This window comes from Haloarcula taiwanensis (assembly GCA_002844335.1).
In the GTDB taxonomy this organism is placed as follows: domain Archaea; phylum Halobacteriota; class Halobacteria; order Halobacteriales; family Haloarculaceae; genus Haloarcula; species Haloarcula taiwanensis.
In genome coordinates, this window is sequence record CP019154.1 from 787,976 (window position 1) to 803,110 (window position 15,135).

Annotated in this window: 11 protein-coding genes and 1 pseudogene; 8 read left to right on the top strand and 4 right to left on the bottom strand. The window is 66.2% G+C overall.

From position 1 onward, the window contains the following. The first annotated feature begins 52 nt into the window (after positions 1 to 52). The 8 genes and pseudogenes from BVU17_04140 to BVU17_04175 all read left to right on the top strand — a co-directional run bounded on the left by BVU17_04140 (position 53) and on the right by BVU17_04175 (position 9,167). A pseudogene (locus BVU17_04140) lies at positions 53 to 2,197 on the top strand (AAA family ATPase). Positions 2,198 to 2,321: 124 nt separating this feature from the next. Further along, positions 2,322 to 3,263 carry a lipase gene (locus BVU17_04145; protein ID AUG46749.1) on the top strand — a complete coding sequence of 314 codons (942 nt, stop codon included), beginning with the start codon at positions 2,322 to 2,324 and terminating at the stop codon, positions 3,261 to 3,263. Between the two features lie 49 nt (positions 3,264 to 3,312). Beyond that, the gene (locus tag BVU17_04150; protein AUG46750.1) at positions 3,313 to 3,642 is read left to right on the top strand and encodes a ferredoxin; all 330 of its coding nucleotides are present in this window, start codon (positions 3,313 to 3,315) and stop codon (positions 3,640 to 3,642) included. A 190-nt stretch (positions 3,643 to 3,832) separates the two neighbouring features. Continuing rightward, positions 3,833 to 4,687, top strand: coding sequence for an electron transfer flavoprotein subunit beta (locus BVU17_04155; protein ID AUG46751.1), 855 nt, complete (start codon positions 3,833 to 3,835; stop codon positions 4,685 to 4,687). Positions 4,688 to 4,689: 2 nt separating this feature from the next. Further along, on the top strand, positions 4,690 to 6,348 hold the full coding sequence (locus tag BVU17_04160; GenBank protein AUG46752.1) for an electron transfer flavoprotein subunit alpha: 1,659 nt from the start codon (positions 4,690 to 4,692) through the stop codon (positions 6,346 to 6,348). Continuing rightward, a complete protein-coding gene (locus BVU17_04165) occupies positions 6,341 to 8,002 on the top strand; it encodes a flavoprotein (protein ID AUG46753.1) in 1,662 nt (553 codons plus the stop codon). Before BVU17_04160 ends, BVU17_04165 begins: the two co-directional genes overlap by 8 nt. 5 nt (positions 8,003 to 8,007) lie before the next feature. Then, a complete protein-coding gene (locus BVU17_04170) occupies positions 8,008 to 8,367 on the top strand; it encodes a hypothetical protein (protein ID AUG46754.1) in 360 nt (119 codons plus the stop codon). Positions 8,368 to 8,435: 68 nt separating this feature from the next. Then, positions 8,436 to 9,167: a GNAT family N-acetyltransferase gene (locus tag BVU17_04175; protein ID AUG46755.1), complete on the top strand. Its 732-nt coding sequence runs from the start codon at positions 8,436 to 8,438 to the stop codon at positions 9,165 to 9,167. Here BVU17_04175 and BVU17_04180 read toward each other — a convergent pair. The 4 genes from BVU17_04180 to BVU17_04195 all read right to left on the bottom strand — a co-directional run bounded on the left by BVU17_04180 (position 9,164) and on the right by BVU17_04195 (position 14,831). Then, positions 9,164 to 10,138 (bottom strand): luciferase, encoded by a 975-nt coding sequence (locus tag BVU17_04180; protein AUG46756.1) that lies wholly within the window; start codon positions 10,136 to 10,138, stop codon positions 9,164 to 9,166. The genes BVU17_04175 and BVU17_04180 overlap by 4 nt on opposite strands. Before the next feature lie 75 nt (positions 10,139 to 10,213). Further along, complete coding sequence (locus BVU17_04185) at positions 10,214 to 11,815, bottom strand: long-chain fatty acid--CoA ligase (GenBank protein AUG46757.1); 1,602 nt, start codon at positions 11,813 to 11,815, stop codon at positions 10,214 to 10,216. 284 nt (positions 11,816 to 12,099) lie between these two features. Beyond that, positions 12,100 to 12,597, bottom strand: coding sequence for a hypothetical protein (locus BVU17_04190; GenBank protein ID AUG46758.1), 498 nt, complete (start codon positions 12,595 to 12,597; stop codon positions 12,100 to 12,102). After that, entirely contained in the window at positions 12,594 to 14,831 is a 2,238-nt protein-coding gene (locus BVU17_04195) for a tRNA cytosine(34) acetyltransferase TmcA (GenBank protein AUG46759.1), read from the bottom strand. The genes BVU17_04190 and BVU17_04195 overlap by 4 nt, the downstream gene beginning before the upstream one ends. Positions 14,832 to 15,135 lie beyond the last annotated feature (304 nt).

A 15,135-nucleotide genomic window follows, 5' to 3' on the forward strand; every position in this document is an offset into this window, starting at 1 on the left:
GTCGGGCCACAGGCGTACCGCTCGATAACCGAGTTTTTTTGTTCCACTACCGATGCAACTGACTGTCAAGCCACTCAAGAACAGAGAGCCGGGGAGTGGGATGGCAGTCATCGACCGGCAGGTCCTGGAGGACAGTTCGCTAAGCAGCGGTGACTTCGTCCGCATAGAGGGACGCACAAGCGACCGGTCGGCCATCGCCAGAGCATGGCCGAGTGACCGCAGCGACGCCGGCCGCGGGTACGTCCGTATTGACGGCCAGTTGCGGAACACGGCTGGCGTCAGCGTCGACGACCGCGTGACCGTCGAACCGACCACTGTCAGTGAGGCCGAGCGGGTCACCCTCACCCTGCCCGAGGGGCTCCGGATACAGGGCGACCTCGGTCCCCACGTCCGGGAGCAGCTGGCCGACCAGGCCGTGACTGTCGGCCAGACCATCGCGCTCCCGCTCGGATTCGGGTTGCTTTCCAGACAGTCTAACCGACGGGTGCCCGCCCAGGTCGTCGACACCACGCCGTCCGGGCCGGTCGTCGTGACCGGGTCGACCGCGGTCGACCTCGCGGACCAGCCCGCCGACACCGTCGACGTCGAACGCGCGGACTCGCCCGAACCGGAGATGCCCGGCGTCACCTACGAGGACGTCGGCGGTCTCGACGACGAGCTCGAACAGGTCCGGGAGATGATCGAATTGCCGATGCGCCACCCCGAACTGTTCCAGACGCTCGGTATCGAGCCGCCGAAGGGCGTCCTGCTGCACGGCCCTCCCGGCACCGGCAAGACGCTCATCGCCCGCGCTGTCGCCAACGAAATCGACGCACACTTCCAGACGATATCTGGGCCGGAGATCATGTCGAAGTACTACGGCGAGAGCGAGGAGCAGCTCCGCGAGGTCTTCGACGAGGCCGAGGAGAACGAACCGGCCATCGTCTTCATCGACGAACTCGACTCCATCGCGCCCAAACGCGAGGAGGTCAGCGGCGACGTCGAGCGCCGGGTCGTCGCCCAGTTGCTCAGCCTGATGGACGGCCTCAAAGAGCGGGGCCAGATTACCGTCATCGGGACGACCAACCGCGTCGACAGCGTGGACCCGGCGCTGCGCCGCCCCGGCCGCTTCGACCGCGAAATCGAAATCGGCGTCCCTGACCGCGATGGCCGCAAGGAAATCCTACAGATTCACACCCGTGGGATGCCGCTGGCAGAGAGAATCGACCTCGACACCTACGCCGAGAACACCCACGGCTTCGTCGGGGCCGACATCGAGAACCTCGCCAGGGAGGGCGCGATGCACGCGCTGCGCCGGGTCCGTCCCGAACTGGATTTAGAAGAAGACCGCATCGACGCCTCGGTGCTCGACGCTATCGAAATCACCGACGATGACTTCCGTGCAGCGCTTCGCAGCATCGAGCCCTCGGCGATGCGCGAGGTGTTCGTCGAAGTGCCCGACGTGACGTGGGACGACGTCGGCGGCCTGGCCGAGGCCAAGGAGCGCCTGCGCGAGACCGTCCAGTGGCCCCTAGAACACGGCGACGCCTACGACCACGTCGGCCTCGAACCGGCGAAGGGAGTCCTTCTCTATGGCCCGCCCGGCACTGGGAAGACGCTGCTTGCCAAGGCCGTCGCCAACGAGGCCCAGTCCAACTTTATCTCCATCAAGGGGCCCGAACTGCTGAACAAGTACGTCGGCGAGAGCGAAAAGGGGATCCGTGACGTGTTCAGCAAGGCCCGCGAGAACGCCCCGACTGTGGTGTTCTTCGACGAGATTGACGCCATCGCGGCCGAGCGGACCGGCGGCGTCGGCGACTCCAACGTCGGCGAGCGCGTCGTCTCGCAACTCTTGACGGAACTCGACGGCCTCGAAGAACTGGAGGACGTGGTGGTCATCGCCACCACGAACCGCCCGGACCTCATCGACGACGCGCTCTTGCGCCCCGGGCGACTCGACCGCCACATCGCCGTGGAAGAACCCGACGAAGACGCGAGACGCGACATCTTCGCGGTCCACACCCGCGACAAGCCCCTGGCCGACGACGTAGACCTCGACGACCTGGCCGAGCGGACCGAGGGTTACGTCGGGGCCGACATCGAGGCCGTCTGTCGAGAGGCGGCGGCCGCGGCCGTCCGCGAGTACGTCGGGTCCGACGGCGAACTCGACGACGTCGCTCTGACGATGGCCCACTTCGAGGACGCCCTCGCGGAAGTCGGGGCCGGCGGGGCCGAGGGGTCGCTGGCCGCTGGCGGTGTCGACACAGCATTCAACCCCGACTCAGAGGGGGTCGAGAGCGAATAGCGTCGGGCTTAAGCCCGTGACGGCCCGACCGTTGCCCGTGACAGACCCCGCTCCCGAGTCGGTGACCGTCCAGCGCGACATCCCGTTCCAGGAGGTCGACGGCGAGACGCTGACGCTCGACCTGTACGACTCGCCGGCGGCCAGCGGCCCGAAGCCGGTCGCTGTGCTCGTCCGCGGCGGCGCGTTCGCGTTCGGCGACAAGGGCGAGTTCGCCCGGCACGCGCTCGACCTCGCGGCGGACGGCTTCCTCGTCATCGAACCCCAGTACCGCCTCGCACCCGAGTGGACCTTCCCCGCGGCGCTGGTGGACGTGAAGGCCGCTATCGAGTGGGTTCAGGCGGAGGGCGAGGGCTACGCCGCTGACACCGACCGAATCGTCGGCGTCGGCCACTCTGCCGGCGCGAACCTCGTCGTCCTGGCCGCGCTGACGGCCGACGAGCCCGGGTTCGAACCCGAGCTGTACCCCGGCGCGTCCTCCCGCCTGTCGGCCGCCGTCGGCTACGCCGGCGTCTACGATTTCCGCGCGCTCGACGCCGAGATGGGGGAGGGACAGCGGTTCCACCGCCAGTACCTCGGCGGCGGGCCCGACGACGAGCCCGCGGCCTACGACCTGGCCTCGCCGGTCGCACAGGCCGACACCGACGCGCCCCCGACGCTGTTGCTCCACGGCACCGAGGACGAGACCGTCCCGCCGTCCCAGTCCGAACTGCTGGCCGACGCCCTCGGACCGATGACCGACGTGGCTCACGAGTCGGTGTCGGCGGACCACGGGTTCCCGTTCCACGGCGCTCACTACGACGACGTATACGAGCGGACCGTCGAGTTCCTCCGGGGAGCCGTCGCCGGGCCGGACGCCGCCGACGCGGTCGACGACACCGGAGTGCCTGGCGGCGACCTGCCGGACCCGACCGACCGCATCGGCGACCTCGGGCCGGCGGGCGGCAGGGGTCTGGATCGCTCCGACGGCCCCGGATTCTGACGGTCAGGTCGAAAAGTTAAGTAGCTTTCAAAAGTGAGATAAGATACCAATGGCCATAGACCCGGAGTTCGAGGAGAACCGCGACGTTGTCGAACAGCACGACGGACACGACGTCTGGGGACCGGTCGACGAACCCGAGGAACTGGGTATCCACGGGACACACGTCGCCGTCGATTTCGACATCTGCATCGCCGACGGCGCGTGTCTGGAAGACTGCCCCGTCGACGTGTTCGAGTGGGTCGACTCGCCGGATCACCCGGAGAGCGAAATCAAAGCCGACCCCGCTCACGAGGACCAGTGCATCGACTGTATGCTCTGTGTCGACGTGTGTCCGGTCGACGCTATCGACGTGGACCCGGGCCGCGCTGGTCGTATCTGAGTTCCCGAATCCGCCTGTTTTCACGGGTTTGTAGTAGCCATGTCATGAACATAAACGGCCCGTAGCTGTCAGTCCGCGGGTTCCTTTGGGTTGCTGGACTCTCTGCCCGCTGAGACCTGTCATCGAGAATTGTAAACATACATTTATTATATATTCTTGTGTGACATTCACTTACGAGGATCATACTGCCATGCACTCAGTCGTTATGACCAAAGGCGTCCCTGATTTCCGCGAGGGACAGGTATCGTTCGACGAAGACGGCCATCTCGAACGGGGCAAGACACCGACGGTGATGAACCCTAACGACAAGCACGCGTTACGGGCCGCGTTCCAGACGAAAGTCCGTAACGGCGGTCACGTCTCACTGATGAGCATGGGGCCGCCGGGGTACAAAGAGGTGTTGCAGGAAGGGATGGCAGACGTGTACGCTGACGACCTGTATCTCCTCTCGGACCGGGAGATGGGGGCGGCGGACACCTGGGCCACCGCGATGACAGTCGCTACCGGCCTGCAGAACCTCGACGAGCAGCCCGATCTGGTGTTTGCTGGATTCAAGACGGCCGACGGCGAAACGGGCCACACCGGCCCACAGACCTGCTGGTGTCTGGACTGGCCGATAATTACCCACGTTCTCTCGCTCGATATCGACGAGGATGGTGGCACCGTCCGGGCGAAGCGGCTGGTCGACGGCGACATCTCCGAAATCGAGACCGTCGAAGCGCCGATGCCGTGTTTCATCGTCGCCGACCCCGAGTTCGAACCGACCTACCGGCGGGCCAGCCACCGGCTGAAACACAAGGACCTCCGCGCCGAGACCAAAGAGCGCGCCGAGGAGTACGAGGACCATCTGACGGTCTGGGACCACGAGGACCTCAACCTCGACCCGGACTACATCGGCCTCGACGGCTCGCCCACCATCGTCGCCGGGGTCGACCCGATTCCGAAGGCCCCCTCGGAGCGGGAGGCCACGGTCATTGAGGCAGACGAACGCGAGGCACTGGGACCGGTGCTGGACGAACTCGCGCCGTACGCGGCGGGTGACTGAAAATGGTCGAAATCGACCCCACAGAGTACGAAATTGCCGACCTCGGACCGAAAATAAAGGACGTCGACGACGCCGACGAACTGCGGGCGATGCTGGAACTGGAGGAAGGCGGCGAGGACCGTGTGCCGGTCAAGACACTCATCGAGGACCGCATCGAGAAGGTCGAAGACGAGGGCGACGGAGAGATAGACCCGGAGACCGTCGACCTCGGCACGCTGACCGTCGCCGACGTGGCGAACATGGTCCGGGACATCGACGACGCCGCGGTGCTCCGGGACCTCCTGGAGCGCGAGCAGGCCGGCGAGGACCGCAAGACGGCGAAGTCCCAGATAGAGAGCCGCATCGAGTCCGTCGAGGGAACCGACGAGGAAGAGACCGAGGAGGCCGAGTACGTCCCGCCTGAAGAGAAGTACCCCGACCTCGACCACCCGACCAACGACAAGCAGTGGGTCGAGGGGACCGTCGGCGCAGAGTACCGCGACATGTGGGTCTACTGCGAGACGCAGGCCGGCGACCTCGTGGACGTGTCAAAGGAGATGCTCGGGAAGGCCCGCGACCTGATGGACACCTACAACGCCGAGTACGACGCCGACGAGCGCGTCGTCGCGGTGCTCATCGGGGCCGACGCCAGCGACCACGTCGACGACGTCATCGCCTACGGCGCGGACCTCGTCCTCTATCACGAGGACGACCGCCTCGAACGCTTCCGCCACCAGCCCTACACCGAAATCTTCTGTGACATGGCCCGCGCGGGCGGCGACCTTGCCTCCGAGGGCCGCGAGGAAGTCGACTGGAAGGACTACCACGAACCGCGCTACACGGTCTTCCCGGCCACGAACAACGGCCGCGACCTCTCGGCGCTCGTCCAGGGCGAACTCGACTCCGGACTAGCGTCGGACTGCTCGGGGCTGTACATCGAGAACGCGATGATATCCAACCCCGCGAAGGTCGGCACGGCCGGCGACAAGAAGGAGTTCGAGCGCGTCCTGCACATGAAGCGCCCGGACTTCTCGGGCTTCGAGTACTCGACCATCCTCTGTATCGACAAGCCCAACCGGGATTTCCACCCGCAGGGGGCGTCCGTCATCCCGGGGAGCTTCGAGATTCCCGACCCCGATTACGAGCGCGACAGCGAGGTCGTCGACTACGAGATGGACCTCGAGGATGCGTGGTTTCAGGTCGAAGTCGAGGAGTACGACCGCCTCTCCGGCGGTGTCGACCTCACCGGCCACGACGTTATCGTCGCCGTCGGTCGGGGCATTGGCGACGACCCGACGCGGGGCATCGAGCAGGCGCTGGACCTCGTCGACGCCTTCGAGGACGCCGACCTTGGGCTGTCCCGCGGGGTCATCACCTCGTCGTACTCCTTCGACAGCCACGTCGAGCAGTACGTCACCGAGGAGCGCCAGATCGGCGAGTCCGGCCAGGCGGTCGAACCGGACGTGTACATCGCGGCGGGCATCTCCGGCGCGATTCAGCACAAGGTCGGCTGCGACGAGTCGGACACGATAATCGCCATCAACACCGACCCGGACGCCGACATCCGCGACTTCTCGGACTACCTCATCGAGGGCGACCTGTTCGAGGTCCTGCCGCGCCTGACGGAGGCGGTCGAAGCCGGCGACCTCGGCGCGGTCGTGGGGGAGGTCAGCGATGACTGACGCCTACGAGGAGTACGAGGCGGTCGTCGTCGGCTGTGGCCCCGGCGGGGCCGCGGCGGCGGCGAACCTCGCGCGAAACGGCGTCGAGACGCTCGTCCTCGAACGCGGCGTCGACGCCGGGTCGAAGAACGTCTCCGGCGGCCTCATCTACGCCGAGGAGTCCGCGCCCTACACCATCGACGGCCTGTTCCCCGGCTTCCGCGAGGCGGCGACCGAGCGGCCGGTCACCGAGAACTACATCCACAACGTTGCCGGCGAGAAGGTCAAGACCTTCGACATCGGCGACCTCCACCACCACGACACGGCGTGGGCCGACGCGGTGCTGCGCCGGAAGATGGATTCGTGGCTCGCCCAGCAGGTCCACGAGCGCACCCGCGAGACCGGCGGCGGCCTGCTGACCGAGGTCCACGTCACCGGCCTGCTGCGCGAGCGGGGGGAAATCGTCGGCGTGACGACGGAGGAACTCGACCCCATCAAGGCCGACCTCGTCGTAGCCGCCGACGGCGTCAACTCCGAACTCGCGCGGGACGCGGGCCTGATGGACTGGGAGGAACCGGAGGAGTGGTTCCAGGGCGTCAAGGCCGTCGTCGACGTGGAGCCGGATGTCATCAACGAGCGCTTCGACGTGGACCCGGACGACGGCGCGGCCCACCTGTTCTCGGGCGACCTCTTCGACGGCGTCCGGGGCGGCGGCTTCCTCTACACCAACGAGTCGTCCCTTTCCATCGGCACCGTGTTCCACCTCGACTCCATCGCGGCGGAGAAGGCCGAGCCCCACGAACTGCTCGACAGCCTGCTCACCCACCCGCTCATGGCCCAGTGGCTCGGCGACGAGTACGACGAGCGCGAGTACAGCGCCAAACTGGTCCCGGACTCGAAGAAGGCCGCCCATCCGTCGCCCCACAAGGACCGCCTCGTCCTGGTCGGCGACGCCGCCGGCCAGATGCAGGCTCAGGGTCCCATCATCAAGGGGATGAACCACGCGGTCACAGCGGGCGCGCTGGCCGCTGAAGCCTTCGCCGACGCGCGCTCGCGCAACGAACCCCACCGCGCCGGCGAACTGTACGAGAAGAAGCTGCACGACGAGGGCGTGATGGACAAGCTTCGGCCGACCCGCTACGAGGTGTTCGGACGGCTCGGCGAGCTCGGGCCGGTCGACGACTTCTCAAACGCAATCGCCGAGTCCGCCGTCGGTCGCTTCGGCGTCCGGGCCGCGTCGGGCCTGCTCGAACGGGCCTACGCCTCGCCGACGCTGGTGTCGATGATTCCGGACACCAAACTCCCCTACGTGACGCTGCCGACGGTCATCGCCGAGGAACTCGGAGAGGAGGTCGACGACGAGAACACCGTCTCGCCGCCTGATCTGGCCGACCGCATCGGCGACCTGACCTACGACGTGGGCGACCCACACATCGAACTGGTAGACAAGTCATTCGAGGCGTCGGGGACCGCTGTCACGGCCTGCCCGGTCAGTGCCGCGGACTTCGGCGGCGGCTGTTACCGCGACGAGCGGGTGCAGACGAACGGCCACGAGGAACACCTCGTGAGCCTCGACACCCAGCCCTGCGTGGAGTGTGGGACCTGCGCGGTCGTCGCCGACACCGAGTGGGAACACCCCGCCGGGGGCAAGGGCGTCGAGTTCGAGCAGGGCTGAGAGCCGTGAGCCACCAGTATCACGACCGGATACGCGCGCTTGCCCGGCGCGCCGAGACGGCCCGCGAGTCGCTGGACCCGGACCCGCCGGACGACGAGCGCGCGATGGCCCTGCTCCGGGAGGGTTTCGGTCCCACCGTCGCGCTCTATTGTGAGGCCCGCACCGGCGGCACCTGGGTCCGGTTCACCGAGTCCGAGTTCGAGCGCCTGGAGGCGACGATGAACGACTGGCTGGACTGCTACGCCGCCTGCTACGGCGTGGAGTTAGCCGGTTCCTACGCCATCAGGGAGGCCGCGGAACTGCTCGTCGACACCCACAACGCCCGCGACGTGGCACAGGTGCTGACCGGCGTTCCGGAGCGGTAGCGACCGTTTACCGAGACGTACATTGTTTATGATAAAGGATTAAGTACTGTGTCGTGGTAGCAGATACCATGGAGTTGACAGAGCCACTGCAGTTCGACCACGAGGACCGACGGGATATCTACGAGTACGTCGAGTCACACGGATCGGTGGAACCGAGGGCTGCCCGGTCGGCGCTACAGATGGACCCACGACCGTTCGGCCATCACGTCGCGATACTCAAACGCGACGGCGTACTGGAGGAGATCGACGGCGAACTCCGCGTCGCCTACAACGACACCGTCGAGGAGGAGTTCGAGGCCGACGACATCGAGTTCACCATCCGCCAGGCGCGACAGGAGGATCTGACTGGCCTCGTCGGGGCCATCCGGGCCGCTATCGGCGGCGGCGAGTACGTCGACGCGGAGACCGTCGCCGACGTGGTGGACAGCGAGGGTGTGCTGCTCCGGCACAATGAACTGGAGTCGCGCATCTTCTTTGTCGCCTGCATCAACGACGACGTGGTCGGGTGGGTCCATCTCAAGCACCCGGAGGTCGAGAAGCTCAGTCACACGGCAGAGCTAACGCTGGGTGTGCTCGAACGGTATCGGGGCCACGGCATCGGCTCGCAGTTGCTCGCCCGCGGGACCGAGTGGGCGGCGTCGAACGGCTACGAGAAACTGTACAATTCTGTCCCATCGACGAACGGTGACGCAATCGATTTCCTCGAAGGCCACGGCTGGGACACTGAAGCCGTCCGCGAGGACCATTACAAGTTCGGCGACGAGTACGCCGACGAAGTGATGATGGAGATCGATCTCTAGCTCGGTCCCAGCGCGCGAATCGTCGTCCGAGCCAGTTCCCCGTCGACCTGCTGTGGCACAGTTAGCAGAAGGCGGTCGATGACATCTCTGTCCGCAATGCTATCTCGTTTCTCCCGCGCCTGTGCTGGCGTCCCTGCGATGCCGAGGTCAGTCGTCATTTCGTCGGTGACGAGTTCTGTTGCTTCGCCCCGGTCACCCGCCTGCCAGGCGTCGGCGATGCGTTCCGCCCGGTCCGGATACGTCTCTGCGACCGCCCGGCGGTAGCCCTCGCCGCTGCCGACGTAGTAGGCGATGTGCTGCCGGAGTTCCTCGCGCGCTCGCTCGGACTCCTCGTGGACCACTGCCGGCACGTACGGCGCGACCGTAATCTCGCTCGGGTCGCGGTCGGCATCGCGTGCGGTCCCGGCGATGTAGTCGAACGCCGACTCCAGTTCGGAGAACGGAATCATGTGCGGGAGCCAACCGTCGGCGAGTCTGGCGACGACCCGCCTGTTCGCTGGCCCGAGGGCAGCGTGGTACACCGGCACGTCACGGTCTAGCGGCGGCACGCCCCTGACCGAGACCACTTCGCCGTCGTATGTCACGCGCTCGTCGCTGGTCATGAGGCGTTTCACGATGTCGATGGTCTCGTGGGCGCGACGGACTGGCCGCTCGAACTCCATGCTGTGCATGTTCTCAATGGACCGGGCTGTACTCGTTCCCAGACCCAGCACTGCCCGCCCGTCCGAGACCCTGTCGAGGGTCGTCGCTGTCATCGCAAGTACGGCCGGCGACCGCGAGAAGACGTTGAGTATCGCGCTGCCGATTTCGATGTCGTCGGTTCGGGTCGCGATGTCCGTGAGTTCGACGACGGAGCTAGCGCCCCACAGTTCGTTCAGCCAGACCGAGTCGTAGCCGTGGTCTTCGGCTTCGACGGCCAGGTCGATTGTGCTGTGGTCCTCGACGCGTGGCACGACGACTCCCAGATGCATGGTGTGACCGACTGTTGGAACGCTAATAAAGAATCGTGCTAATACTGTCCCGGCGCTCCACAGCCACCGCCGCGCTTACTCCTGGCCGATCATCCGCTCTTGTTCCTGCCAGTACTCCTCGCGGAGCTCGTATTTCTGGATTTTTCCGGTCGCCGTTTCGGGGAGCGAGTCCCGGAAGTCGATGCCTGAAGGGACCTTGTAGCTCGCGACGCGCTCTCTGAGGAACTCCAGAATATCCTGTTCGGTTGCATCGCTGTCGGCCGTCGGGACGACGATTGCCATCGGGGTCTCGCCCCAGTCCTCGCTCGGCGCCGGAATGACCGCGGCTTTCAGCACATCGGGGTGGTCGTACAGCTCGTCTTCCAGTTCTATCGAGGAGATGTTCTCGCCGCCGGAGATGATGATGTCTTTCCGGCGGTCCATGATCTGTATCATCCCGTCGTCGTCCCACGTCGCGAGGTCGCCGGTGTGGAAGTACCCCTCGACACGGTCGTTGAACGCCTCCTCGGTGATTTCGGGTTTGTTGAGATAGCGGTCCATCACCTGATTGCCCTGCACAACGATCTCGCCGATAGTCGCCCCGTCGCGTGGCACGTCGGTGCCGTCCTCGTCGACGACCCGGATGTCGGTACACAGCGTCTCCGAGCCTTGCTTCACCTTGAGTTCACGGCCCCGCTCGGCGATGCGCCGCGGGGAATTGCTGGTCGTGATGATAGGGGCTGTCTCGGTCAGGCCGTAAATGTGGATGATGCGCCAGCCGAACTCGTCTTCGACGCGCTCGATGGTCGCCGTTGCCGGGGCGCTGCCGGCCGTCGCGATTCGCACGTCGCGGTCGCCCTGTGTCACTACGTCGCCGTCGCTGGCCCGGTAGTGCTGGATGAGTTTGTTCAGCACCGTCGGCGCGCCGCACATGAACGACACGTCGTACTCACGGACCCGGCGGAAGGTGTCCGCGGCGTCGAAGGTACGCTGACAGACGTGGGTCCCGCCGGTCCCGGTGATGGCGTAGGTGTGGCCCCAGCCGTTGCAGTGGAACATCGGCAGCGTCCAGAGATACGTGTCGTCGTCGCGTATCTCCATGTGTTGGTTGAGCACCAGCGCGTGCCAGCTCTCGGTCCGATGGGTCCTGACCACGCCCTTCGGGTCCCCCGTCGTTCCGGACGTGTAGTTGATGCTGGCGTCGTCGTCCTCTGTCAGGTCTGGTCGGTCCGGTTCGGCTGTCGGTTGCCCGTCGAGAACATCGCTGTACCCCTCCCATTCCCCGTCGATACGGTCCGGCTTGTAGCCGATGAACGTCTCCGCTGGGATGTCGTCTCGTACCGGCTGGACTTTCTCCGCGAAATCGTAGTCGGCGATGACTGTTGCGGCTTCGCAGTCGTTCAGAATATACTCGATTTTCGCAGGGTCGAGCCGGTAGTTCAGCGGGACGAACACGGCACCGAGTTTGTTTGCTGCGTACAGCGTCTCGATGAAGTAGTGCGTGTTCGGGGCGAGGAGAGCGACGCGACTTCCCTTCGAGACACCGCGGTCCGACAGCGCGTGTGCCAACTGGTTGACCCGCTCGTTTACCTCCGCGTACGTGTACTCGGTGCCGTCATGTGCGACGATACCGGTCACGTCGTCATAGATGTCCGCTGCACGGTCGATGAAGTCGGTGGTGAGCATCTCGCGTTTCATGATAACACGCCTCACTTGTCGTATTCAAACCCAATTATTATTATATTTTCTTCGAGAACAGTTGACAGCGTGCTGATTAAATACCTTCGCGTGAACTAATACGGCTATCGGGAGAACAACAGTCTACGGCCACTCGTCCTCGTGGCCGTCCATCGGCGCTGGGACGACGCCGTCTTTTTGCGCCCAGACGCGGGCATGGTCCGGACACACCGCTCGGTTCGCGTCCCATGGGATGTGGAGTTCGACCGCGGCCTCGGTTTCGCAACCGTCCTCCGCGCACTGTGTCATAGGAGCGCGACAGCGACCATGGTGACCAGTATCGATGCCGTCAGCAGGGCCTGCACAACGCTTGAGGCCAACATCCCAGCGGTCGTCACGAGGGCAGCCTTCGCGCTCCCGCGAGCGTCCTCTTGCCGGTAGAACTCGACGACGAACACCGTGCCGGCGACGCCCAGCAGGATGCCGAGCGGGCCGGTAACAAAGAAGAGAACGAGTGCGACGACGCCAGCGAGGGCCGCTGTCCAGTTCGACGCCCCGCCGACGCGTGCAGCGACGGCCCCACCCGCGACATCGACAGCCCACGTCAGCAGGCCGACCAGCGTCAACAGGGCCAGCAAGAGTGTGCCGGGGTCGGTCATGCCGCTGGCGACCCAGTAGAGATAGACGCCGGCGAGCGAGACGAGCGCGCCGGGGACCTGGGGCGTGAGACTGCCGACGACGCCCCCGACCAGCAGGGCGAACGCGAGTACGACCAACAGCGTTTCGAGGCCAAGCAGGCTCATTGGTGTCTGTCGAGTTCCTCCTGTACCCAAAGGTCGCCGTACAGACGCGTCAACCTTTCGACTATTCCACCGAGTGTCCGCATGCACTCACGCTCAGAGACGAATCCCAGTTCCTCGGCGACTGTCGGCCACGGCTGTGCTTGCAACACCTTCTTGACCAGCAGGCGTTCCTCCCGCGGCGCGAGCGCGGTCGCGTCGGCGGGGGCCGACAGGTGCCGGCGGGCGAGTTCACGGAACGGCTTCGGATTCGTGTCGAGAACCGACGCGCCGCCGGGGACGCCGGCAACCAGTCGCCACTCCCACTCGGAGAGGGAGAGGGACGGCTCTCCGTGGGTCGCTCGAAGCACTGTTCGAACCACGTCAGGGTCGCAGTCGTCGAGCGGGTCTGACAGCACTGCGGGGATGCGGTCCTGAAACCACGTCCCGTGCCGCGCCGCGAGCGACGCCCCGTCATCGGAACACGGGTCCAGCATCACCACGGAGTACTCGCCGCTCGTCGCGTTCCGCGAGGTGGCGAGGTGTACCGTCTGATATCCGTTATCAGCCCAGAAGCGGACGAGTTCCGGCGTCGCGCCGTACCCGACGCCCAGCCAGTCCACGTGGTCGGCGAACTCCGCTCTGATTTCCGAAAGGAGTTGGGAGCCGAGCCCGCGGGACCGGACCGCGGCGTGGGTTGCGATGCGGAGGACCCGCTGGCCGACCGGGATTCCGGCGGCCTCGTCACGGAGCTGCGTCGACAGCACGTCCGGGAGCATATTTCCCCGCACCCGTCCACCCTCGTACATCGCAGCTCGCGTATCAGCCGAGAGCCCGCCCTCCTGTGCCAGCAACGCCACAGCAACGACGTGGCCCTCGTGGGTCAGCGCCCGGACAGCGAGATTGGGTGCGTCGAGCAGTCGGGCCAGGTCCGAGGGTTCCGTCCGGTAGTGCGCCAGCACGAGCAGGCCAAACACCTCTCGGAGCAGGTGTTCGTCGGCGAGCAGGTCTGCCGCCGAGAGCCGGCGGTACTCGACGGTCTCCGGCGTCGAACCGTCGATGAGCTGGTCGACCGGCGGGCGGGCATCCAGCAACAGCGCCCGGAACGCCCACACCTCCACGGGGTCGGCGTCGCCGTACCGAATCGGTGTCGTCATCGACACGTCGGTGACGGCGTGGTCGCTTTCTTCGAGCCGGTCGCGGAACCGGACAGAGAAGCCTCGGCCCGCCCCCTCGTAGCCGTGGACAGTCGTGGTGAAGGCGACTGCCGGGGCGTCGAGGAACTGTTCGAGCCGTCTGACCGGCAGGGCCGCAGCCTCATCGACGATGACCACGTCTGGGCCATCCGGAAGCAATGCAGCTTGCTCCGGCGGCGCATACCGCACACAGCCCGCCCCGGAAACGTCGAGCCGCTGGGGGTTCGACGCCCGGTCTCGCGCGAAGTTACTGCCGAGTACCTCCAGCAGGTGTGCCGCCCGCGTAAACACCTCGCCGGCGCTCCGGTACTGTGGTGCGGTCACCAGCACGTCCCGCCCTTCGACAGCGAGGGTTCCAGCGGCCAGCCCGGCAGCGCTTGACTTTCCCCGGCCCCGGTCAGCCTCGACCACGAGTGCCTCGCTGGCGGTTCGTAGCGACTCGAACGCCCGGACCGCGTCCCGCTGGTCGTCGGTGAGACACTGAGCGTAGGTCTCGGGGCGGAACTGCGCGTCGGCGGGCGGGGTCGGGCTCTGAACCGGACGGCTCGGTGGCGGGTCCGTCAGCCCGTCTTGCTCGACAGTGCCCGTGTCGGCGTCGACGATGGCGATACCCCGGTGTACCCGGAGCGTCTCGACAAACCGACGGCGGAAGTGACCGGTCACGTCCTCGACCTCGAACGGCGGGACTGCGAGCGAGGCGTCGAACCCGTCGCGACCCTCCGGCCACGTCTCCAAGGGCGGCGCGAGGAGGACGTATAGGCCGCCGCCGTCGACGGCACCGACGGTCCGCCCGAGCGCGTCGGGTCGCAGTTCCTCGTGTGCATCGAGGACGACAGCTGTCCGAGTCCGGCCCAGAAGCTCCTCGGCGCGGGACTGTTCGTGCTGCTCACACGCGAGGAACGGCTCCGGACCGACTACTGTCGTCTCCGCGCCGGGAACGTCCGCCGCGTCGAGCGCTGCTCTCGCTCGCTCCCGCGTGCTTTCAGGGTCGCCCGCCAGAACGAGGAGCCGCCGCTCGTTTGCGCGGCGGGCCTCCGCTCGGAGCGACCGCGCGATGTCCATACCGGTGGTGGACGGTGCGCCGACATGGGCCTGACGGTCACAGCGCTCCCCAAGTGCGCTTTTCACTGGACCGGACACAGTCGCCGGTGTGTCTCCCCGCCAGACCCCGCTCTGCTCCGAGCGGGTATCGATTATCCAGTCGTCCAGACAGCGATTGGGCGCGTCTCGACGACGGCCCTGACCGCAGCAGTCGCAGACGTGCGGGCCGTGCTGGCCGACGCGTCAGTGGCCGCAGAACAGGCAGACCCCCGACAGCACCTGTGTGGCGGGCTGGCACGCGATTTCGGCTTCGAAAGCGCTTTTA

Bases quoted from the DNA above. Each gene is read 5' to 3' on its own strand.
- BVU17_04195 (AUG46759.1), bottom strand. From the start codon at position 14,831: ATGGACATCGCGCGGTCGCTCCGAGCGGAGGCCCGCCGCGCAAACGAG.
- BVU17_04165 (AUG46753.1), top strand. From the start codon at position 6,341: ATGACTGACGCCTACGAGGAGTACGAGGCGGTCGTCGTCGGCTGTGGC.
- BVU17_04155 (AUG46751.1), top strand. From the start codon at position 3,833: ATGCACTCAGTCGTTATGACCAAAGGCGTCCCTGATTTCCGCGAGGGA.
- BVU17_04175 (AUG46755.1), top strand. From the start codon at position 8,436: ATGGAGTTGACAGAGCCACTGCAGTTCGACCACGAGGACCGACGGGAT.
- BVU17_04150 (AUG46750.1), top strand. From the start codon at position 3,313: ATGGCCATAGACCCGGAGTTCGAGGAGAACCGCGACGTTGTCGAACAG.
- BVU17_04180 (AUG46756.1), bottom strand. From the start codon at position 10,138: ATGCATCTGGGAGTCGTCGTGCCACGCGTCGAGGACCACAGCACAATC.
- BVU17_04160 (AUG46752.1), top strand. From the start codon at position 4,690: ATGGTCGAAATCGACCCCACAGAGTACGAAATTGCCGACCTCGGACCG.
- BVU17_04190 (AUG46758.1), bottom strand. From the start codon at position 12,597: ATGAGCCTGCTTGGCCTCGAAACGCTGTTGGTCGTACTCGCGTTCGCC.
- BVU17_04185 (AUG46757.1), bottom strand. From the start codon at position 11,815: ATGAAACGCGAGATGCTCACCACCGACTTCATCGACCGTGCAGCGGAC.